This is a genomic window from Maribacter sp. (assembly GCA_020629415.1).
In the GTDB taxonomy this organism is placed as follows: domain Bacteria; phylum Bacteroidota; class Bacteroidia; order Flavobacteriales; family Flavobacteriaceae; genus Maribacter; species Maribacter huludaoensis.
Genome location: JAHDDL010000046.1, coordinates 1 through 22,380, shown reverse-complemented (window position 1 = coordinate 22,380; position 22,380 = coordinate 1). Strand labels below are relative to the sequence as shown.

General features: G+C 36.4%; 16 protein-coding genes and 1 tRNA gene. 5 read left to right on the top strand and 12 right to left on the bottom strand.

What is annotated here, in order from left to right:
• Positions 1 to 73: 73 nt before the first annotated feature.
• The 8 genes from QZ657_RS14990 to thrA all read right to left on the bottom strand — a co-directional run bounded on the left by QZ657_RS14990 (position 74) and on the right by thrA (position 8,838).
• Positions 74 to 784, bottom strand: a complete 711-nt coding sequence (locus tag QZ657_RS14990) for a YebC/PmpR family DNA-binding transcriptional regulator (protein WP_291967907.1) — start codon at positions 782 to 784, stop codon at positions 74 to 76.
• A 96-nt stretch (positions 785 to 880) separates the two neighbouring features.
• Positions 881 to 1,171, bottom strand: a complete 291-nt coding sequence (locus tag QZ657_RS14985; protein WP_291967919.1) for a 4a-hydroxytetrahydrobiopterin dehydratase — start codon at positions 1,169 to 1,171, stop codon at positions 881 to 883.
• 17 nt (positions 1,172 to 1,188) lie between these two features.
• Positions 1,189 to 2,016 carry a sugar nucleotide-binding protein gene (locus tag QZ657_RS14980; RefSeq protein WP_291967905.1) on the bottom strand — a complete coding sequence of 276 codons (828 nt, stop codon included), beginning with the start codon at positions 2,014 to 2,016 and terminating at the stop codon, positions 1,189 to 1,191.
• A complete protein-coding gene (locus tag QZ657_RS14975) occupies positions 2,013 to 2,927 on the bottom strand; it encodes a glutaminase (protein WP_291967903.1) in 915 nt (304 codons plus the stop codon). Before QZ657_RS14975 ends, QZ657_RS14980 begins: the two co-directional genes overlap by 4 nt.
• Positions 2,928 to 4,013: a glycine cleavage system aminomethyltransferase GcvT gene (gcvT, locus tag QZ657_RS14970; protein WP_276472731.1), complete on the bottom strand. Its 1,086-nt coding sequence runs from the start codon at positions 4,011 to 4,013 to the stop codon at positions 2,928 to 2,930.
• A gap of 97 nt (positions 4,014 to 4,110) precedes the next feature.
• The gene (gene thrC, locus QZ657_RS14965; protein ID WP_291967902.1) at positions 4,111 to 5,406 is read right to left on the bottom strand and encodes a threonine synthase; all 1,296 of its coding nucleotides are present in this window, start codon (positions 5,404 to 5,406) and stop codon (positions 4,111 to 4,113) included.
• A gap of 41 nt (positions 5,407 to 5,447) precedes the next feature.
• Entirely contained in the window at positions 5,448 to 6,374 is a 927-nt protein-coding gene (locus tag QZ657_RS14960; RefSeq protein WP_291967900.1) for a homoserine kinase, read from the bottom strand.
• Positions 6,375 to 6,396: 22 nt separating this feature from the next.
• Positions 6,397 to 8,838, bottom strand: a complete 2,442-nt coding sequence (gene thrA, locus QZ657_RS14955; RefSeq protein ID WP_291967898.1) for a bifunctional aspartate kinase/homoserine dehydrogenase I — start codon at positions 8,836 to 8,838, stop codon at positions 6,397 to 6,399.
• A 268-nt stretch (positions 8,839 to 9,106) separates the two neighbouring features.
• Here thrA and QZ657_RS14950 point away from each other — a divergent pair, with 268 nt between their 5' ends.
• A complete protein-coding gene (locus QZ657_RS14950; RefSeq protein ID WP_291967897.1) occupies positions 9,107 to 10,654 on the top strand; it encodes an NAD(P)H-hydrate dehydratase in 1,548 nt (515 codons plus the stop codon).
• A gap of 6 nt (positions 10,655 to 10,660) precedes the next feature.
• Here QZ657_RS14950 and QZ657_RS14945 read toward each other — a convergent pair whose 3' ends face one another.
• Positions 10,661 to 11,059: a hypothetical protein gene (locus QZ657_RS14945; protein WP_036155664.1), complete on the bottom strand. Its 399-nt coding sequence runs from the start codon at positions 11,057 to 11,059 to the stop codon at positions 10,661 to 10,663.
• Positions 11,060 to 11,265: 206 nt separating this feature from the next.
• The gene (locus tag QZ657_RS14940; RefSeq protein ID WP_276472736.1) at positions 11,266 to 13,818 is read right to left on the bottom strand and encodes an ATP-dependent Clp protease ATP-binding subunit; all 2,553 of its coding nucleotides are present in this window, start codon (positions 13,816 to 13,818) and stop codon (positions 11,266 to 11,268) included.
• A gap of 259 nt (positions 13,819 to 14,077) precedes the next feature.
• Between QZ657_RS14940 and gyrA the strand changes: the two genes are divergently transcribed.
• Complete coding sequence (gyrA, locus tag QZ657_RS14935) at positions 14,078 to 16,636, top strand: DNA gyrase subunit A (protein WP_291967895.1); 2,559 nt, start codon at positions 14,078 to 14,080, stop codon at positions 16,634 to 16,636.
• A gap of 39 nt (positions 16,637 to 16,675) precedes the next feature.
• Complete coding sequence (locus QZ657_RS14930; protein ID WP_291961685.1) at positions 16,676 to 17,938, top strand: tetratricopeptide repeat protein; 1,263 nt, start codon at positions 16,676 to 16,678, stop codon at positions 17,936 to 17,938.
• Between the two features lie 47 nt (positions 17,939 to 17,985).
• On the opposite strand, the gene QZ657_RS14925 is transcribed toward QZ657_RS14930, so the two are convergent.
• Entirely contained in the window at positions 17,986 to 18,738 is a 753-nt protein-coding gene (locus tag QZ657_RS14925) for an NlpC/P60 family protein (protein WP_291967893.1), read from the bottom strand.
• A 17-nt stretch (positions 18,739 to 18,755) separates the two neighbouring features.
• Positions 18,756 to 19,931: an acetyl-CoA C-acyltransferase gene (locus tag QZ657_RS14920; protein ID WP_291967891.1), complete on the bottom strand. Its 1,176-nt coding sequence runs from the start codon at positions 19,929 to 19,931 to the stop codon at positions 18,756 to 18,758.
• Positions 19,932 to 20,027: 96 nt separating this feature from the next.
• Here QZ657_RS14920 and QZ657_RS14915 point away from each other — a divergent pair, with 96 nt between their 5' ends.
• Entirely contained in the window at positions 20,028 to 22,088 is a 2,061-nt protein-coding gene (locus QZ657_RS14915; RefSeq protein WP_412759692.1) for an HD family phosphohydrolase, read from the top strand.
• 112 nt (positions 22,089 to 22,200) lie between these two features.
• Positions 22,201 to 22,289, top strand: a tRNA-Ser gene (locus tag QZ657_RS14910).
• The last annotated feature ends 91 nt before the right edge of the window (positions 22,290 to 22,380 follow it).

Genomic DNA, 22,380 nt, shown 5'->3' with positions numbered 1-22,380 from the left:
TTTAAATTCAAATCTTACAAACAAAAAAAAAGGAGACCAAATAGGTCTCCTTTTTTTATAAAAAATGTAAAGTTTATTCTTGCATAGAGTGATAAACATTTTGCACGTCATCATCTTCTTCTAATTTTTCTAGCAGCTTTTCAACATCTGCAGTTTCTTCTTCGTTAAGTGCTTTTGTCACTTGTGGTATACGTTCAAAGCCTGAAGATAAAATTTCTATTTCACGGTTTTCCAATTCTTTCTGTAGAGCGCCAAAACTCTCAAAAGGTCCGTAAATTAATATTCCGTCATCATCAACAAATACCTCTTCTGCACCAAAATCGATCAATTCCAGTTCCAATTCTTCTGGGTCAATACCTTCCGCTGGAATGCGAAAGTTGCAAGTATGATCAAACATGAATTCAACAGAACCTGATGTGCCTAGATTACCGTTACATTTGTTAAAGTAACTTCTAACATTGGCGACAGTTCTAGTATTATTGTCGGTAGCAGTTTCTACTAAAACAGCTATTCCATGAGGGGCATAACCTTCAAAAAGAACTTCTTTGTAATCTCCAAGACTTTTGTCACTTGCTCTCTTTATTGCACGCTCAACATTGTCCTTTGGCATGTTGACCGATTTGGCATTTTGTATAACTGCTCTTAGTCTTGAATTGGAATCTGGATCTGGTCCGCCTTCTTTTACGGCCATTACAATATCTTTGCCTATACGTGTAAACGCTTTGGACATTGCTGACCATCTTTTCATTTTACGTGCTTTTCTAAACTCAAAAGCTCTTCCCATGGTATATAATTTTTAACAAATGTACAAAAACGGTCAATGTTCAGAAATCATAAAATGAATTTCATGAATGCCATTTTCAGCTATTTGTATCGGTTATTAAAATTCACTCTCTATTATGTCTTCAATTGTTCTTGCTAGAACAAAATCTTTTTCAGTAACGCCGTTGGCATCATGAGTGTTTAAACGAATATTTAAGGTGTTGTACACATTGCTCCAATCTGGGTGATGACCTTGGGATTCGCATTCAAATGCAATTCTTGTCATTACAGAAAATGCTTCTTTAAAATTTTTAAATTCAAAAGTGGTTTCTATGGCACCATCCACATATTCCCATCCGTCTAGTTGACCCAAATAGTCCGCTATTTGCTGATCCGTAAATTTTTCCATTTCTTTCATAATTGTTATTAATTTAAAACATGATGGTCAATAATTTCCTGAAAGTTAAATTGTAAATTTTTAGGTAAGGTATTGGTCTTTGGCAAAACAGCCAAATATCTATCCTCATTGGTGGTATACACCCTTTTTATAATAGGATTAAAATTACCGACACGCTCTAATATTTCTTTTATAAAATCTTCATGATGAGTAAGGTCATTGCTGCCTAAGTGATAAATACCCGTTTTATTTCTATTTATAAGGTAGTGAATTTGTTGTGTTAACTTGTCATCATTGGTAACATTCAATATCAAATTAGGAAACACTTCTACCGGTTCATTTTCTAGGATGGCCTTTTTCATATCCCTAACCCTTGGAGAACTGTTGCCAAACACCATAGGTACCCGTAGTATTGCCATTTTGTTTTTTGGTAGCCTAAGTAGCATATTCTCAATTTTAATTTTAAGTCTGCCATAAATGCTTTCGGATAAAGTCTTGTCCAGTTCGTAAGATGGATACTTGCTATATGCATCAAAAACATTGGCAGAAGAAATAAAGAATATCTTGCAGTCCTCTTTTAAAACATATTCTACAATATGATTATGGGCAATGACCAAAGCGGCAAAATTTCCCCTAACGGCTGAAATGATTACTTGTGGCTTAATTTCTTCTAAAATTTCAACGATATCGTCTTCTTCAAGGTTATAATGTACAAATTGCTTATTTGAGGAGAATGAATTCGCAGCATGGCAATAGGTACCATAGGTATCGAAATAATTACAAAGTTCCTTGTAAATTGCATTACCTATGAATCCGCTTCCGCCAAGAATCAATATTTTTTTAGAGTCTAATTTCAAAAAATAGAAAGTTCTGTATCTGTAGTTAATTTTTCTAGGGCTAGCATTCCTAATTTGGAATTTCCTTTGGCATTGAGTCCTGGAGACCATGTGGCTACACAGAATTTATTTGGTAGCAATGCTACAATGCCACCGCCAACGCCACTTTTACCGGGTAGACCAACTTCAAAAGCAAATTCACCTGCTTCATCATAGAATCCACAGGTTAGCATTATGGCATTAATACGTTTTACCTGAGATAAGGTCAAGTATGATTTGTTTCTTCTACATTTACCATGATTCATGAAAACATAGAATATATGTGTTAGCTGTGCGCAATTCATGGCTAGTGAACATTGATGAAAATAGAAGTCTAAAACAACATCTACCTCATTATTTAAATTGCCATAAGATTTTAAAAGGTTAGCGGCGGCAAAATTTCTGAACCCTGTTTTCTTTTCAGAAAGTGCTACAGTTTCATCATAGTTTATAGTGTTGTCATTTGCGATATTTTTAACGTAGGTTAGAAAATCTTCTTTCGGGTTTTCTAATTGGGAAACCAAAATATCCGCAATGACAATTGCACCCGGATTTATTAGCGGATTTCTAGGTATTCCATTTTCAAGCTCCAATAATGATAGATGGTTAAATGGATCGCCGGAAGGCTCTACATCTACACGTTCCCAAACATTTTCACCAATAAGGCTCAATGCCATGGATAATGTTAAAACCTTTGAGATACTTTGAATTGAAAACAGTTCATTAGAATCTCCTGCAGCATAGTCGTTCTGTTGACTATCAATAAGGTGTATACCAAAATTGTTTACATCTACTTTTGCCAATTCTGGAATATAATCAGCAATTTCTCCTCTTTCCTTCTCGTTGGATGCAGCTTCATTTATAGCGGTGAGAACACTTTGAAAATCTATCATTTATTTTTTGTAAAATGGTAATTTTACCACAGTTGCGGGCACAGCTTTCTTTCTAATTTGAATATTGATTTTACTACCTATTTCAGTAAATACAGGAGGAACATAGCCTAGGCCTATTCCTGTTCCCATAGAAGGTGACATAGTACCGGATGTTACCACGCCTATGGTTTTACCGCTACTATCTACAATATCGTAACCATGTCTAGGTATACCACGTTCATCTAATTCAAATGCTACTAATTTACGTGCTGGACCTTGTTGTTTTTCTTTTGCTAAAGCTTCAGAGTTTACAAAATCTTTGGTAAATTTTGTAACCCATCCTAAACCGGCTTCAAAAGGAGAGGTGTTGTCGTCAATATCATTTCCATAAAGGCAGTAGCCCATTTCTAGGCGTAAAGTGTCCCTTGCAGCTAATCCGATCGGTTTAATACCAAAATCAGCTCCGGCTTCAAAAACCTTGTCCCATATTTGTTTTACTTCTTCATTTTTGCAGTAAATTTCAAATCCACCAGAACCTGTATATCCTGTAGCTGAAATAATTACATTCTCTATACCGGCAAAATCAGATACTTCAAAATGATAGAATTTAATATCGGCTAAATTAATGGAGGTCAATGATTGCATAGCTTCCACTGCTTTTGGTCCTTGTATTGCCAAAAGGGAATAACCTTCGGACAAGTCTCTCATATCTGCTTTTAAATCTGCATTGTATGAAGAAATATGGTTCCAGTCCTTTTCAATATTAGAGGCGTTTACCACCAACAAATACTGCTCTTCTTTTATTTTATATATGATAAGATCATCTACAATACCACCCGTTTCATTAGGTAAACAGCTATACTGTGCTCTGCCAATAGTTAATTTTGAGGCATCGTTAGAAGATACTTTTTGAATCAAGGCTAACGCGTTTGGTCCAGAAATTAAAAACTCGCCCATGTGAGATACATCAAAAACCCCAACAGCATTTCGTACTGTTTCATGTTCAGCATTTACACCTTCGTAAGAAACAGGCATATTATAACCGGCAAACGGTACCATTTTGGCACCAAGAGATTCGTGTGTTGTGGTAAGCGCAGTATTTTTCATTTTAGTCTATTTATTAGCGATACAAATTTATCGAAAATAAATAGAAGCAAATGTGGCTAAACCTTGAATTGGGAAAATATTATTCTTTAAGTAAGTTTTAAGATTTTAATAGAAAATCCTTGAGTCCGCCATAGGTTGAAATCTTAATTGATTTTTTGGTTTTACCCATTACTTTCTGGATTTGAAAAGGGATTTCTAATTTCTCATTTAAGGTTTCTTCCACGATGTCCAAGAATTTTACCGGGTGGGCAGTTTCCAAAAAAATACCATAAGTATCAGGATATTGTTCTTGATATTTTTTCAATCCCAAGTAGCCTACAGCGCCGTGAGGATCAGCAATGTACCCTTTTATATCGTAAATTTCCTTTAAAGCATCTTTGGTTTCATTATCGTTAAACGAAAAAGAAGAAAGGTGTTCTTTCAGCTCTTCAAAATTATCTTGAAACAGATGTCTTATTCTTATAAAGTTGCTAGGGTCACCAACATCCATAGCATTGGAAATTGTCGCTGTAGAAGGTTTAGGAGTGTACTCTTTTGTAAGCATAAACTGTGGTACGGTATCGTTCACGTTTGTAGAGGCAACAAAGTGCTTAACGGGCATACCCAATCTTTGAGCAACTAATCCTGCGCAGATGTTACCGAAGTTGCCCGAAGGAACGGAGAAAACTATTTCTTTACCTTTTAATTTTGCTTGCTTATATGCGAAAAGAAAATAAAATAATTGTGGTAACCAACGGGCTACATTTATAGAATTGGCAGAAGTCAGCTTCATATGGTCAAGAAGTTCCTTATCTAAAAAGGCATTCTTTACCATAGCTTGACAATCATCAAAAGTACCATCTACTTCTAAAGCGGTAATGTTTTTTCCTAAAGTAGTAAGTTGTCTTTCTTGAATATCGCTCACTTTTCCGCTAGGATAAAGAATAACGACATTTACTCCGTCTACGCCAAGAAAACCATTGGCTACGGCACCGCCGGTATCACCGGAAGTAGCCACGAGTACGGTAACTTCATTATCGCTAGATCTAGAGAAATAACCTAGACATTGCGCCATAAAACGAGCGCCTACATCCTTAAAGGCCATGGTAGGACCGTGAAACAGTTCTAATGTAGCAATATTGGGAGTAATCTCAACTACCGGAAAAGCAAAGTCCAATACCTCCTTTAATATATCTTTCAATACATCATTGGGTACAATCCCTTCTACAAATTGCTGTATTGCCTTAAATGCAATTTCTTCATTCGATAAATTTTCAATATTTTCAAAAAAAGAGCTGGATAATGGACTGATTTTCTCTGGAAAATACAAACCTTTATCAGGTGCTATACCGTTAATTACGGCAGTATCAAAGGAAACCTCGGGTGCTTTGTTGTTTAGACTATAGAATTTCAAGCTGAATATATTTTAATGTTATTTATGTACTACTGGTCAACTTATATAAGTTTTACGCCTTCCATATTAATTTTGGATATATGTATTTCATAAGCAATTCCAATTTTATCATAAACGGTTTTCATTGCATTGCCCACTTTTATTGCAGTATCGTTCCCTTTGCTGAATGCAAATATAGAAGGTCCTGAGCCAGAAATTCCAGAACCTAGGGCACCGGCATCTAGAGAAACTTTTTTAACTTCATCAAAACCTGGTATTAAAATAGAGCGAATAGGCTCTACTATATGGTCTTCAAGAGATCTGCCAATAAGTTCGTAATCTTGTTTGAATAAACCTGCTACAAGACCGCCTACATTTCCCCATTGCTTAATTCCGGTTTCCATAGAAATAGTCGTCTTTAAAATCTTTCTAGAATCTGAAGTTCTTATTTCTATCTGTGGATGTATTACCGTTACATAAAGCTCTGTTGGGGCCGGTATTGCAATAATATCCAAAGGACTATAACTACGTACCAGTGTAAAACCACCAAAAAGGGCAGGGGCAACATTATCTGCATGGGCAACATCACTTGCCAGACGTTCACCTTCCATTGCAAATTTAACCAACTCTGTTTTGCCGAAAGGGTTGCCCAACAATTGGTTCATGGCCCAAACGGCACCCGCAGAACTTGCTGCACTACTACCTATACCGCTACCGGGTTTTATTCTTTTGTCAATTTCAATTTCAAATCCGCCATCATAATCAGACGCCAATAAAAAAGCGTTACCGGCCACACCGGCAACATTGTTCAAGGTCTCTTTTGGTAAATCTTGTCCGGTAAGTTTGGTGATTTTAATTCCTTTTTGAGGCACTTTTCTAACCAACATTTCATCACCGACCGAGTCAAGTGCAACGCCAAGAACATCAAATCCGCATGAAACGTTGGCAACAGTTGCCGGACAAAAAACTTTTATTTCGCTTTGGTTCATAATGAGACTGTTGTTGTGAAATTTAGAAGTTTCCAATACGTATTATATCTGCAAAAATACCAGAGGCTGTAACCGCGGCACCGGCACCTGCCCCTTTTATGATCATTGGTTGGTCAGGGTATCTTTCCGTATAAAAAAGAACAATATTGTCACTACCTTCTAAGTTATAGAAATCATGGCCTTTAGGTATTTCCTGAAGACCAACACTAGCCTTGCCATTATCAAATTGCGCCACATACTTTAATTTACTATTTGCATTTTTGGCGCTGGTAAATAAAGATTGAAAATGCGCTTCATGCTTTATTAAAGAAGCAAAAAATTCTTCGTTATTTTTTGTATTTAAACTCTCTTCAGGTAAAAATGGATTGTTGGTAATGTCACTAATTTCCAATTGATTTCCACTCTCGCGAGCTAAGATCAAAATTTTACGCATTACGTCAACGCCACTTAAATCAATTTTTGGATCAGGTTCCGTATAGCCTTCTTCCTGAGCTTGTTTTACCACGTCATGAAAGGTAGTTTGGTCATTAAAATTATTGAAAACAAAATTTAAACTTCCAGAAAGTACAGCTTGTATTTTTAATATTTTATCGCCAGAGGCTATTAAATGTTTAAGTGTATCAATTATAGGTAGACCGGCGCCAACATTGGTTTCAAATAAAAACGGTGCGTTATATGTTCTTGCTAGAGATTTTAAATGTGAATAGTTCTCAAATGCAGAGGAGCATGCAATTTTATTACAGGTTACTACAGAAATGCTGTTGCCCAAATACTCGCTATACGTTTTAGAAACCTCTTCACTTGCAGTATTATCAACAAAAATGCTATTTCTATAGTTTAAACTATTTACCAACTCTAAGAATTTTACTTTATCGGCTTTTTCTCCTTCGGCAAGTTTTGCAGACCAATTATTTAAATCAATCCCTTTTTCATCAAAAAGCATGGTTCTTGAATTGGACATTCCTATTACTCGAATATTCAACTTTAAGTTTTCTTTCAAGAACTTACGCTGCTCCTTAATTTGCTCTAAAAATTTAGCTCCAACATTACCAACACCCATTACAAATAGGTTCAATTGTTTAATGTTCTCCTCAAAAAACTCTTCATGCAGTGCGTTAAGCGCTTTTTTGACATCCTTTTCATCTATAATACAAGAAATATTTCTTTCAGATGCACCTTGGGCAATTACTCTAATATTTACATTGTTCTTGCCAAGTGTGCTGAACATTTTTCCGCTTAAACCTTGATGGCTCTTCATGTTGTCACCAACCAAAGCAACAATTGCTAAATTATTTTCAGGAATTACCTGCTTAATACGACCTCTTTCGATCTCATATTCAAAGGCTTCGTTAACTATGCTTACTGCTTTTTCAACATCATCGGCAGAAATACCTACACAGATAGAATGCTCAGAAGAAGCTTGCGTAATTAATACTACGCTAATATCAGCTTGAGAAAGTACTTCGAAAAAGCGTTTTGAAATTCCCGGAATACCTACCATGCCAGATCCTTCTAAAGAAAGCAGCGCAATATTTCCTATATGGCTTATTCCACGAACAGTCTTACCTTTTTCGTTCTTGGATTTTGTAATTAATGTTCCGGCTTCATCAGGACTAAAAGTATTCTTTATAACTATTGATATTCCTTTGGTCAATACCGGCTGAATAGTAGGTGGGTAAAGTACCTTGGCGCCAAAGTGGGACAACTCCATGGCTTCCTCGTACGAAATATGCGGAATTGCTTTGGCTTGCTTCACCATTTTAGGATTTGCGGTGTACATTCCACTAACGTCTGTCCAGATTTCTAGAACTTGGGCATCTATGGCGGCAGCGTAAATAGCGGCCGTATAATCAGAGCCACCCCTACCTAATGTAGTAGAAATACCCTCTTCTGATGTGGCTATAAAACCAGGACATACGATTACTTGTTTGGTTGAAGCTTTAAAATAGTTGATGCAGTTTGCATTGGTTTTAGCAAAATTAACCACATTTTTACCATTAAGTTTATGTGTAACAATAAGCGATCTACTGTCTTTAAATTCAGCATCTAGTTTTTGGTTAATAAGGTATTCGCTAATGATGTATGAGGAGAGAAGTTCTCCGTAACTCATAATTTTATCTGATAATTTTGGGGTGATTTCCCCAATAAAAAAAGCACCTTCTAAAAGGGTTTCTAGCACATTGAACTCACTTTTTACTTTGCTGAGCACTTTACTTTGTGCCGTAACCGGCATCAATTCTTTTATAGTAGATAAATGTCTTTCTTCTAAAGAGTTTAAAATTTCTTTATAGGATTGATCTTGGTTGGCCGCTAATGTGCCGGCTTCCAATAATAGATCGGTAACACCTCCTAAAGCTGAAACAACCAAAATTATTGGGTCGTTGTATTTAGAGATTATATTTTTAATTTTAACTATATTTTCAGGCTTGGCTACAGATGAACCACCGAATTTTAGAACTTTCATGATGTGTAATATTGACTTTGTGATTTAAGATATGGTGTAATTAAACACGGGTACGGAGATATATAGTTTTTAACCCCAAAGGGTGAAACGCGCCGTAGCTGTACCATAAGTAATAGTAGCTGAAGTGAAATCTAATGTTATGTCTGTTATTGAGCAGTCCATAAATACTAATGGTTGAAAATCAAATGTAGTACATTTGATATCTTAATCAAATGATTCCACAATTTTTTACGGAATCGTTACTTTTTAGCTATAAAAAAAATAAAGAATGAAATTATATAGTGCAAAACAGATTTATAAGGCAGATCAAATTTCTATAAAGAAAGAAGAAATAGGTAGTAACGAATTAATGGAACGTGCTGCCATACAAGTATTTAATTGGATGCATTTGCGCATGCAAGGTGCGCCTGTTAAAATACATTTATTCTGTGGTATAGGTAATAACGGTGGCGATGGAATAGCGCTTGCAAGACATCTTGTGGATCATGGTTACAATGTAGAAGTCTATGTTGTTAATTACAGCGAAAAGCGATCAAAGGATTTTTTGATAAATTTAGATAGACTGAAAGATCGTAAGGTGTGGCCTAATTTTATGAATTGTGATGATGAGCTACCGGTAATAGGAAGGGAAGATATAATTGTGGACGGAATTTTTGGAATAGGATTAAATAGAACTCCAGATGAATGGGTCGTTAAAGTAATTCAGCATTTGAATATTTCTAAAGCATTTATTCTTTCTATTGATATTCCTTCAGGATTGTTCACCGATCAAGGACCTAAGGATTTTGATGCCATCATCAAGTCTAATTTTGTATTGAGTTTTCAAACTCCCAAACTAGTTTTTTTCTTGCCGGAAACCGGAAAGTATGTAGAACAATGGGAGGTATTGGATATTGGCTTAGATCCGGAATATTTAAGGGAAACGGATACCGATTATGAATTAATAGGTAAGAATGAAGTCCTTACCATGTATAAACCTCGTGAGAAATACGGGCATAAGGGTACCTACGGTCATTCATTGGTCATTGGTGGTAGTTATGGCAAAATGGGCTCTGTTTGTCTTTCGTCTAAAGCGGCGCTTTACTCAGGTAGTGGTCTGGTAACATCGTTTATACCTAGAATAGGTTACAATATTCTACAGACATCTTTACCGGAAGTTATGGTGTTAACTGATGTTAACGAAAAAGAACTGTCGGATATTAAATATGATATAGAGCCATTGGTCATTGGGGTTGGAGTAGGTATGGGTACTAGTGAGGGCACTGTGAATGCATTATCGGGTTTCCTAAAAAGTAACGAGCAACAATTGGTGCTCGATGCGGATGCTCTTAATATTCTATCACAAAACAAAGTCTTATTAAAAGATTTACCAGGAGATGCAATTTTGACTCCGCATCCAAAAGAGCTGGAGAGATTAATTGGTAAATGGAAAGATGATTTTGATAAACTGGCAAAGGTCAAGAAATTTTCTAAAAAGCATAAATGTATCGTGGTAATTAAAGGAGCACATACTATCGTAGTTAAGAATGACAAGGGTTATGTGAATACGACCGGTAATCCTGGTATGGCAACCGCAGGAAGTGGTGATGTGTTAACGGGTGTAATTACAGGTTTGTGCGCACAAGGCTATGCTGCTTTAGATGCGGCAATATTTGGAGTTTACTTACATGGTAAATCTGGTGATATTGCTGTAGAATCTACAGGATTTCAATCTTTAACGGCCTCTCATTTAATTGAAAATATAGCTGGTGCATATTTAGATTTATTTAAAATGCCTGAACAGCCTGAAGTAGAGGAAGAAAATCAACAAAGTTGATTTTCTCTAAGAATTAACTCTTCTTTTTACCCATTTTAAGGCATTATCAAATTCAATGAAAAATTTCATTGGTTTTTTATAGAACAGTTTTTCAATCTTAAAGTTATGCATATCTATCTCTTTTACAGATACAATTGCAAAAGCTTTAAGGTTGTCTAATTGTTTAAGATAGTTATAGATGGTAGGATCTATGGCAAAGGAATTTTTGCGTAAACTGATAAAACCAAAATTTCTGTCCCTAAAATGAATCTCTGATATACCAATTATTTGATATGCTCTCTCTAAAGTTAGTGTAGCTCCCTCATCAAAAATTGATACCATGTAATTATCATATACTTGAATTTTTCCAGTTTCTAATTCGTACTCCCGCACAATTACCTTTTTCTTGGTAGATCCTAACTTCATTCTTAAATTTATTATATAGTGTGTCTGAAGCGAAAGTAAAAGGAACTCCATTTTCTAGGTAAATTTTTAGTTTAAACGCTAAAATATCGTTCGTACTGCGTATGCTTACCTAACAGTGTATTTGTATTCTTACAATAGAAAATGAATTGTACGAAAAAGGAGCCCTACAAAGGGCTCCTTTTCAAATATTAATAAAGTGGGAATACCTATGTTTTAGGTGATTCTTCTTCTGCTTTTTCAATTTTAATGGTCAATTCTTCACTTTTTTTATCCAGGTCTATGTAAATACTATCCCCCTCCTTAAGTTTAGAATTCACTATTTCTTCCGCAAGTGCATCTTCAATGTATTTTTGAATTGCTCTTTTTAACGGTCTAGCTCCATACTGTTTATCAAAACCTTTCTCAGCGATATAATCTTTAGCCTCGTCAGTAAGGTTCAAATGGTAACCAATATCTTTGATTCTCTTGAACAACTTCGCTAATTCTATATCAATGATTTTGTGAATGTCTTTTCTTTCTAGCGCGTTAAAAACGATTACATCATCAATTCTATTTAAGAATTCAGGCGCAAAGGCTTTTTTCAAAGCATTTTCTATGACACTTTTTTGATGTGCATCTTCTTGTGACTTTTTGGCAGATGTACCGAAACCGACACCCTGGCCAAAATCTTTTAATTGTCTGGCACCGATATTAGAAGTCATTATAATAATGGTATTTCTAAAATCGATTTTACGACCAAGACTATCTGTCAAGAAACCATCATCCAATACTTGCAAAAGCATATTAAATACGTCTGGATGCGCTTTTTCAACTTCATCTAAAAGAATTACAGAGTAAGGTTTTCTTCTAACTTTTTCGGTCAGCTGACCGCCTTCCTCATAGCCTACGTACCCTGGAGGTGCACCAACCAATCTAGAAATGGCGAACTTCTCCATGTACTCACTCATATCAATACGAATAAGTGCATCTTCAGAATCAAATAGCTCTTTAGCCAATACTTTTGCCAGTTGTGTTTTACCAACTCCCGTTTGACCTAAGAATATAAACGAACCAATTGGCTTGTTAGGATCTTTAAGTCCGGCTCTGTTACGTTGTATCGCTTTTGAGACCTTTGCTACCGCATCATCCTGACCAATCACGTTAGATTTGATAAGCTCTGGCAATCCTGCAAGTTTGTTACTCTCGGTCTGCGCAATTCTGTTGACAGGAATGCCGCTCATCATGGAAACTACGTCTGCAACATTATCTTCGCTAACGGTTTCTTTGTTGAGCTTGCTATCATCTTCCCAACGTTCTTGAGCAATGGCCAGTTCCTTTTCTAGACTTTTTTCATCGTCACGTAACTTTGCGGCTTCCTCGTATTTTTGTTTTTTGACAACGCTGTTCTTTAGCTCGCGTACATCTTCCAATTTCTTTTCCAATTCAAGAATTTGTTTTGGAACGTCCATATTTACAATGTGTACTCGAGAACCCGCTTCATCAAGGGCATCAATAGCTTTGTCCGGTAAAAAACGATCGGTCATGTACCTATTTGTCAATTTAACACAAGCTTCAATAGCTTCGTCCGTATAGGTTACATTATGGTGATCTTCGTATTTACCTTTTATATTGTGTAAGATTTCAATTGTTTCATCAACAGAGGTCGGTTCAACAATAACCTTTTGAAAACGTCTTTCTAAAGCACCGTCCTTTTCAATGTACTGTCTGTATTCATCAAGGGTAGTGGCACCTATACATTGAATTTCACCTCTTGCAAGAGCTGGTTTAAACATGTTTGAGGCATCTAAACTTCCTGTAGCACCACCAGCACCTACAATAGTATGAATTTCGTCAATAAATAAAATGACATCATCATTTTTTTCCAGTTCGTTCATTACGGCCTTCATTCGCTCTTCAAACTGTCCACGATATTTTGTTCCGGCAACTAATGAAGCTAGATCAAGGGTAACAACTCTTTTGTTATAAAGAATTCTAGAAACTTTTTTGTTGATGATCCTTAGGGCAAGACCTTCTGCAATGGCACTTTTACCAACACCGGGCTCACCTATAAGTAATGGGTTGTTCTTTTTTCTTCTACTAAGAATTTGAGAAACCCTTTCTATTTCTTTTTCTCTACCAACAACTGGGTCCAATTTATTTTCCTCTGCCATTTGGGTAAGGTCCCTACCAAAATTATCTAACACCGGGGTTTTGGATTTCTTGGTGCCTTTTTGGCTTGAAGAAGCTCCGAAAGTACTTTCTTTACCTTCATTTGCGTCTTCAGAATCACTAGGGAAAGACTCGGCCGTAGGCCCGTCAACCATATCGTCGTCGCTTGTAATCATAAATTTAAACTGTTCCTTAACTCCGTCATAATCCACCTTTAATTTGTGTAAAAGCTTCGTAGTAGGGTCGTTCTCGTTTCTAAGAATACAAAGTAATAGGTGTGCTGTGTTGATTGAAGAACTTTGAAAAAGCTTGGCTTCTAAAAAGGTTGTCTTCAATGCACGCTCTGCCTGCCTTGTTAGGTGTAAATTCTTTTTATCTTTTTGTACGCCACTGGCGTTAGGGTTAGAAGGACTAAGTATTTCTACTTTTCTACGTAGGTGTTCAAGATCAACTTCTAAAGCATCTAAAATGCTTATAGCCTTCCCGTTTCCATCTCTAAGAAGCCCTAGCATGAGGTGCTCGGTACCGATAAAATCGTGACCAAGACGCAATGCTTCCTCTTTGCTATAAGCAATTACATCCTTAACTCTTGGGGAAAAATTATCATCCATATACTATATTATCTACTATAAAATTACTAAATATGATTCAATCAATGGCAAATACCGTACCTATAATCGTTAAAGTTATTGTAAAACCCATTAAATACGGCTTTTATAGTGCCTAAATACGCTTAGAAAGTAAAAATTAACATAACTATGCCCAGTGTTAATAAAAAATAATATTATTAAATCCACTTATTCTTAAAACGCTCAGGATTTAAGTATATTGGCATGCTTTTTTACTAATTAAAAAACAGAAGATTTTAAAATGGCTGACGGTGAAAAATTGATTCCCATTAATATTGAAGAGGAAATGAAATCTGCCTACATTGATTACTCAATGTCGGTCATAGTGTCACGTGCCCTGCCAGATGTCAGGGATGGGTTGAAACCCGTGCACAGAAGAGTTCTTTTCGGAATGCATGAATTAGGAGTTAGAAGTAATAGCTCACATAAAAAATCTGCGCGTATTGTTGGTGAAGTTTTAGGTAAGTACCATCCACACGGCGATACTTCGGTTTATGACGCCATGGTTCGTATGGCTCAAGAATGGAGCTTGCGTTATATGCTTGTAGATGGTCAAGGTAACTTTGGTTCTGTTGATGGTGATAGCCCTGCGGCAATGCGTTATACAGAAGCTAGAATGCGCAAGATCGCAGATGATATGCTTATTGACATTGAAAAGGAAACTGTAGATTATCAGTTGAATTTTGATGATTCTTTAAAAGAACCAACGGTACTGCCAACAAGGGTGCCAAGTTTGTTGGTTAACGGTGCTTCCGGTATTGCTGTAGGTATGGCTACCAATATGCCTCCACACAATTTATCAGAGGTTATAGATGGTACGGTTGCATATATTGATAATAATGACATAGAAATAGATGAGTTAATAACACATATTAAAGCTCCAGATTTTCCTACAGGAGGTATTATTTATGGTTATGATGGTGTAAAAGAGGCTTTTCATACCGGTAGGGGGCGTGTAAAAATGCGAGCAAAAGCAACTTTTGAAGAAGTTCAAGGGCGTGAGTGTATCGTTGTTACCGAAATTCCATACCAGGTTAACAAAGCGGACATGATCAAGAAAACGGCGGATCTTGTCAATGATAAAAAATTAGATGGTATCTCTAGTATTAGAGATGAATCTGACCGTAACGGTATGCGTATTGTGTACATCTTAAAGAGAGATGCTATACCAAATATCGTTTTAAATATGCTTTTTAAGTATACGGCTTTGCAAACTTCCTTTAGTGTCAATAACATAGCTCTGGTCAATGGAAGACCGCAGTTGTTGAATGTGAAGGAGATGATAGACTATTTCGTTGAGCATAGACACGAGGTTGTGGTAAGACGTACTCAGTTTGAGTTAAAGAAAGCTGAAGATCGTGCGCATATATTAGAAGGGTTGATTATAGCATCGGATAATATAGATGAAGTAATTGCCATTATTAGGGCTTCTAAAAATGCTGATGAGGCAAGAACCAACTTAATTGAAAGATTTAAATTAAGTGAAATTCAGGCCAAGGCGATCGTAGAAATGAGACTTCGTCAACTTACCGGTCTTGAACAGGACAAGTTAAGAACGGAGTATGATGAAATTATGCTTCTTATTGCTGATTTGAAAGATATTCTTGATAAGAAGGAGCGTAGAATGGAAATCATTAAAGATGAACTTCTTGAGATAAAAGGTAAATACGGAGATGAAAGAAGATCTGTAATAAATATAGCGGGTGGTGATTTAAGCATGGAAGATATGATACCCGATGAGCAAGTGGTTATTACCATTTCTCACGCAGGTTATATCAAAAGAACTCCATTAAGTGAATATAAAACACAAAATAGGGGAGGAGTCGGTCAAAAAGCGTCCTCAACCAGAAATGAAGATTTCCTGGAGCATTTATTTGTAGGAACCAATCACCAGTACATGTTGTTCTTTACGCAAAAAGGAAAATGTTTCTGGATGCGGGTATTCGAAATTCCTGAAGGTAGTAGAACATCAAAAGGTAGGGCAATTCAGAACCTTATAAATATTGAGCAAGATGATAGTGTAAAAGCATTCATTTGCACGCAAGATTTAAAAGATGAAGAGTATATCAATGCGCATTATGTGATAATGGCTACCAAAAAAGGTGTTGTTAAGAAGACATCCTTAGAGCAATATTCAAGACCACGTCAAAACGGTATTAATGCTATTACCGTGCGTGACGGTGATGAATTGTTAGAAGCTAAATTAACTACGGGTTCAAGTGAGATTTTCTTAGGACTTAAATCCGGTAAAGCAATTCGTTTTGAAGAAAGTAAGACAAGGCCAATGGGTAGAAATGCTTCTGGGGTTCGTGGTATTACTTTGGCAAATGATGAAGACGAGGTAATCGGTATGGTTTCTGTTCATAATTTTGAAGATGAAATATTAGTTGTTTCTGAAAAAGGTTATGGTAAACGTTCAAGTATTGATGATTATAGAGTAACCAACAGAGGTGGTAAAGGGGTTAAGACTATTAGCGTAACCGATAAAACGGGCGGACTAGTAGCTATTAAAAACGTTACCGATTCTGACGACTTAATGATTATCAATAAATCTGGAATTGCAATTCGTATGAGCGTAGAAGATCTACGTGTTATGGGTAGGGCAACTCAAGGTGTACGTTTGATCAATATTAAGGGTAACGACTCTATTGCTGCCGTTGCCAAGGTGATGAAAGATGAGGATGATTTGGAAGAAGCTGAAATACTTGATATTGAAGTGAATACTGAAAATGGCACGGAGGTTGATACTAATGATGCAGAAGAGGGGACGGAAACAGAAAACCCAGATACGGAAGAATAAAAAATTAAATCTTAAACACTAATAATTAATATAATTAAAATGAAAAATAGGTTATTACTTGTGGCGGCACTGACATTTACAATGGTCGGTTTTGCTCAAAAAAATGAAATAAAGGCTGCAGAGAAGGCGTTGAAAGGTGGAGATGCTGCTGCTGCTCAAACTGCCTTAGAGGCTGCTTCAGGTACAATTGCTGCTGCAGACGAAAAGACCCAGGCTCAATATTATTTTACCAGAGGTAAGATATATAATGACCTTGCCAAAAAAGGAAACAACGATGCATTTGAAAAAGCGGCAAATTCTTTTAAGAAAGTTGTAGAAATAGAAGAGGCTTCAGGTAAGCAGAAATATACTGCAGAAACTAACCAATATATGGCGGCATTAACCGCTGATTTGGTAAACTCTGCTGTTAGCGATAACGGTAACAACAAATTTAAAGAAGCTGCTGAAAAATTGTATATGAGCTACACGCTTAGTCCAAAAGATACTTCATACTTGTATTATGCAGCAGGTAGTGCGGTAAACGGTGGACATTACGAGATGGCGCTTGATTATTACAACAAACTACAAGAAGTTGGTTATGATGGTGGTGGTATGGTTTATAAGGCTACTAATGCGGCAACTGGTGAAGTTGAAGAAATGGATAAAGTTCAGCGTGACCTTATGGTTAAGTCAGGTACATATTCAAATCCTGTAGATGAAAAAACACCATCCAAAAAAGCTGAGATCGTTAAGAACACTGCATTGATCTACACACAATTAGGTCAAGATGAAAAGGCTTTAGAGGCTTATCAAGCTGCTAGACAGAATGATCCAGAAGATGTAAACTTAATTTTGAACGAAGCTAATCTATACTTTAATCAAGGAAATAAAGATAAGTTCAAGGAATTAATGGCTCAGGCAATTGCATTGGCTCCAGACAATCCAGATTTACATTACAACGTTGGTGTAATTAGTATGGAGCAAGAGAATTACGAAGATGCACGTGTATCTTATAAAAAGGCAATTGAGCTTAACCCTGAATATACGAATGCTTATTTGAACCTTTCTACTACATATGTAAATGAAGGTAACAAGTTAATTGATGAAATGAATTCATTAGGTAACTCTAGAGCGGATATTGCTAGATATGATGAGTTGAAAGAGAAAAAAGATGGTTTGTTCAAGCAAGGTGCAGATGTATTGGAAGATGCATTAAAGAGCAGCCCTGATAATGAAAATATCATGACTCAGCTTAAGAATATTTACGGAGCAATGGGTGACAATGAAAACTTCATGAAAATGAAGAAGATGTTAGGAGAGTAATCCCTAGCTTGTCAATAAAAATTAAAGGCCCTTTTAAGGGCCTTTTTTTATACTATCTTTTTAATGACCCGCAATTTATGGGTATAGGTTCTAAGGTCATTATTGAAGATGCCTGTATGATCAAGACGGTCTATTCTAACCTTAGCGTTAACATGAATAATGTAGTTGTCATTCATTATGATGCCTACATGATCAATTTCTCCGCTGGCATTGTCAAAAAAAGCTAAGTCTCCCGCTTCGCTTTCTTCAACAAAACTCAAAGCAGAGCCTTGTGTAGATTGTTCTTCTGCCGTCCTTAAAAGATGGTAACCATTTATTTTATAGACCATTTGCGTAAAACCGGCACTATCGATACCGAAAGGAGATTTACCTCCTTTTAATTCAGGGGAGTTTAGGTATAGCAATGCTATTTTAACAAGGCTTTCCTTTGTTTGAGATTTGTTGATTGCGATACCATTAAAATTTACTGGCATTGATGGTGTATTCGGTATGCAGGAGCCAATTAAAATTGGGGTTAAAATTTGATTGGAATCTTCAACAAACGATATTAATTCTGCAACATGGTTTTTTGTTTGGTTTGCTTGTATGGTGGTAAACTCGTCTTCTGCTATAAAGTTAAGTTGGCTGTTTAATATCCACCCTTCACATTTGTCTGCAATAGTCTTAATTCTAGACCAGTTTTTTCTGCTTTCCAACACCTTATAATGTTCACCGAACAAAAGTTGGGTAATTAGTTCAGATACCTCATCGGCTGAGCTTCTTACAGGAACAATGCTTAATTGACAAATACCGTATTGCATAGAATTATTTTATGCGCTTAAGCTTTTTCAATAATTATAGCGGAAGCACCACCACCGCCATTACATATTGCGGCAGCACCTAATGTAGCATTGTTTTGTTCCAAAACGTTCAAAAGTGTAATTAAAATACGTGCGCCAGAACAACCTAACGGGTGCCCCAAAGATACAGCGCCACCATTTACGTTCACATTTTTATCGTTCAAGCCCAATATTTTCGTATTCGCAAGACCAACAACTGAAAAGGCTTCGTTAAATTCAAAAAAGTCTATTTCTTCTAATTTAAGGTTTGCCTTTGCCAAAGCTTTAGGCAATGCTTTAGCTGGGGCCGTTGTAAACCATTCGGGTTCGTGTGCGGCATCGGCATAACTTTTAATTGTAGCCAGTGGTTTTAAACTTAGTTCTTCTGCCTTTTCCTTGCTCATTAATATTAATGCAGCGGCACCATCGTTTATGGTAGATGCATTGGCAGCGGTAACTGTTCCGTCTTTTGAAAATGCGGGTCTTAAATTTGGAATTTTTTCAATAAATACATTACTGAATTCCTCGTCTTTTGTAATCATTTTAGGTTCTCCGCGTCTTTGTGGTACGGCAACGGGTATAACTTCATTATCAAATTTGCCATTTTCCCATGCATCTGCAGATCTTTTGTAAGATTGAATAGCGTAAGCATCTTGATCTTCTCTGCTGAATTCATATTTAGTAGCACATGCATCTGCACATACTCCCATGGCATTTTCATCATATGCATCTACAAGACCGTCCTTTTGCATACCGTCTATCAAAGAGGTGGGACCAAATTTTGTACCGGTTCTCATATGAACATAATGTGGTATTAAGCTCATGTTTTCCATGCCACCGGCAATAACTACATCTGCATCGCCTAGAGCAATTGCCTGTGCCCCTTGCATTACGGATTTCATGCCCGAAGCACATACTTTATTAATGGTAGTACAAGGTACTGTATTTGGTATGCCGGCATATATAGCAGCTTGTCTGGCAGGTGCTTGACCTGTGCCTGCTTGTACTACATTTCCCATTATAACTTCATCTACTAATGTTGGGGATAAGTTTATTTTTTTTAATGCGCCTTCAATAGCGATCGCCCCTAATTTTGGAGCGGTAACTGTTGATAATCCGCCCATGAAACTACCTATTGGAGTTCTAACGGCTGATACAATAACGACTTCTTTCATGTTTTATATTATTTGATTACACGAAATTACTAAATTCTATAGCAACCCAAGGGATATCGATTCAATTACTAGTTATCAGTTTATAATTTTCTATTTTTGAAGAACCTAATAAATTTTCTTTTGGATAATCTTTACAAACAGCAATCGCTCATTTTCAAGTATATACTCTATTTTGTAGCGGTGGCATTTATAGTGTTTTTCTTGCCTAAGGGAGGGAAGTTTAAATACGAATTTCAAAAAGGCAAACCTTGGCAGTTCGAAAACTTGTATGCTCCTTTTGATTTTTCAATTCAAAAAACCAATGCAGAAATTGAGAAAGAAAAACAGGTTATAGAAAGTAATCAGTTACCCTACTATAGATATGATCAAGCTGAAGTAAATAGGGTAGAAGAAGAGTTTGAGGAGAAGTTTCAGGATATATGGAGGCAAAGCGTTCTTAGTGAAAACCAGAAAACTCGTTTAAAGTATTATTCCAAGATAGTGCTAGATTCTGTCTATGCCAAGGGCATTTTACAAAACAATGGAAAACAAATTCAGCGTAACTTTATTTATTTGGTAAAGGACAATGAAGCAAGAAAAGTAAGGGTTTCAGATTTTTATAGGGTAAATGAAATTACCAGTTTGGTGAGTAAGGTGCTCTCCGAGAACAACCTATTTGAATTTGAGAAAGAAATACAGGCTTTGTTCTTTGATATTATTTCGCCAAATGTAAGTTTTGATAATAGTCTTACACAAAAAGCCAGGGCAGAAGCTTTGTCCAAATTATCCTATACAAGAGGTACTGTTGATCAAGGTAGGTTGATTATTGCCAAGGGAGAAGTCGTAGAGGCTGAAAATCTAAAAATATTAGAATCTTTAAAGTCCGAGTATGAATCTGAACTATGGACTGCCAATAACTATTATTATATACTAATTGGGTATACGGTGCTAGTTGCTTTAGTACTAATTATGCTTTTCTTGTTCTTGAAAAAATATAGGAGAACGGTATACGAAAATAATGTAAAGGTCACTTTTATATTTTTCAATATTCTCTTGATGGTATTCATTACCACCATGGTTATAAAGTACAATGATCAACTGGTATTTGTTGTACCGCTATGTATACTTCCGCTTATTTTAAAAACGTTCTTTGATGCCAGATTGGGGCTGTTTGTACATGTATTGACCATTCTGATCTTAGGTTTTGTGGTGCCTAATAGTTTTGAGTATATATTTCTCCAAATTATCACAGGTATCGTTACTATTTTGACTGTATCGGAATTGTACAAAAGAGCAAATCTTTTTGTTAGTGTGGGTCAAATTACTCTTATTTATATTGTTGGGTATTTAGCTTTTCATACCATACATGAGGGAGATTTAAGCGATATTGAATGGTACACATTGGGACTTTTTCTTTTAAATGGTATGATTACCCTTTTTGTACAGCCATTGATCTACATTTATGAGAAGGTTTTCGGGCTGGTATCAGATGTGTCGTTATTGGAATTGTCAGATACAAATTCAAAGCTTTTAAAGGAATTATCGAACAGAGCACCAGGAACTTTTCATCATTCGTTACAGGTGGCCAATTTAGCTGAAGCCGCCGCTAATGAAATTGGTGCAAATGCAATGCTGGTAAGGGTAGGGGCGTTGTATCATGATATTGGCAAAATGAACGACCCTACGTACTTTACAGAGAACCAGGTGACCAATGTTAATCCGCATGATGAACTTACGCCTAAGGACAGTGCCCGTATTATAATTGATCATGTCATTAAAGGAATAGAAATAGCTAGAAAGAACAATGTACCTGACCGTGTAATAGATTTTATACGATCTCATCATGGTACCACGTTGGTATTTTATTTTTATAAGAAACAGAAAGAATTGGAAGAAGAGGTAAATGAAGAAGATTTTAGGTACCCCGGTCCGTTGCCATTTTCTAGGGAGACCGCTATTCTTATGATGGCAGATTCTGTTGAAGCGGCATCTAAAAGTTTAAAGAACCCAACTTTTTTAATTATTGATGAGTTTGTTGACAAAATAATTTCTGGTCAGATGAAGGCAAACCAATTTTTAAATGCAGACATTACGTTCAAAGAAATTGAAACGATAAAGAAAATATTCAAGCAAAAGCTAATAAATATTTATCATTTGCGTGTGGAATATCCTGAGTAACAGGGATGTATTTTTTTATTGAAAAAAAACATTAAAAATAGTTGTGTATAATCAGTAATACTTACTACATTTGCATCCGCTATTTAGAGCAACAGTTCATTGAAGAATTACTGGAGAGGTGCCTGAGTGGCCGAAAGGAGCGGTTTGCTAAATCGTCGTAGGTGGAAACACTTACCCAGGGTTCGAATCCCTGTCTCTCCGCAACAATATGTTGAGAGACATATTTTTTGATAACCAATTCGGGGTGTAGCGTAGCCCGGTTATCGCGCCGCGTTTGGGACGCGGAGGTCGC

Coding starts and splice junctions, on each gene's coding strand:
- QZ657_RS14990 (WP_291967907.1), bottom strand. CDS start 784: ATGGGAAGAGCTTTTGAGTTTAGAAAAGCACGTAAAATGAAAAGATGG.
- QZ657_RS14985 (WP_291967919.1), bottom strand. CDS start 1,171: ATGGAAAAATTTACGGATCAGCAAATAGCGGACTATTTGGGTCAACTA.
- QZ657_RS14975 (WP_291967903.1), bottom strand. CDS start 2,927: ATGATAGATTTTCAAAGTGTTCTCACCGCTATAAATGAAGCTGCATCC.
- gcvT (WP_276472731.1), bottom strand. CDS start 4,013: ATGAAAAATACTGCGCTTACCACAACACACGAATCTCTTGGTGCCAAA.
- QZ657_RS14960 (WP_291967900.1), bottom strand. CDS start 6,374: ATGAACCAAAGCGAAATAAAAGTTTTTTGTCCGGCAACTGTTGCCAAC.
- thrA (WP_291967898.1), bottom strand. CDS start 8,838: ATGAAAGTTCTAAAATTCGGTGGTTCATCTGTAGCCAAGCCTGAAAAT.
- QZ657_RS14950 (WP_291967897.1), top strand. CDS start 9,107: ATGAAATTATATAGTGCAAAACAGATTTATAAGGCAGATCAAATTTCT.
- QZ657_RS14945 (WP_036155664.1), bottom strand. CDS start 11,059: ATGAAGTTAGGATCTACCAAGAAAAAGGTAATTGTGCGGGAGTACGAA.
- QZ657_RS14940 (WP_276472736.1), bottom strand. CDS start 13,818: ATGGATGATAATTTTTCCCCAAGAGTTAAGGATGTAATTGCTTATAGC.
- gyrA (WP_291967895.1), top strand. CDS start 14,078: ATGGCTGACGGTGAAAAATTGATTCCCATTAATATTGAAGAGGAAATG.
- QZ657_RS14930 (WP_291961685.1), top strand. CDS start 16,676: ATGAAAAATAGGTTATTACTTGTGGCGGCACTGACATTTACAATGGTC.
- QZ657_RS14925 (WP_291967893.1), bottom strand. CDS start 18,738: ATGCAATACGGTATTTGTCAATTAAGCATTGTTCCTGTAAGAAGCTCA.
- QZ657_RS14920 (WP_291967891.1), bottom strand. CDS start 19,931: ATGAAAGAAGTCGTTATTGTATCAGCCGTTAGAACTCCAATAGGTAGT.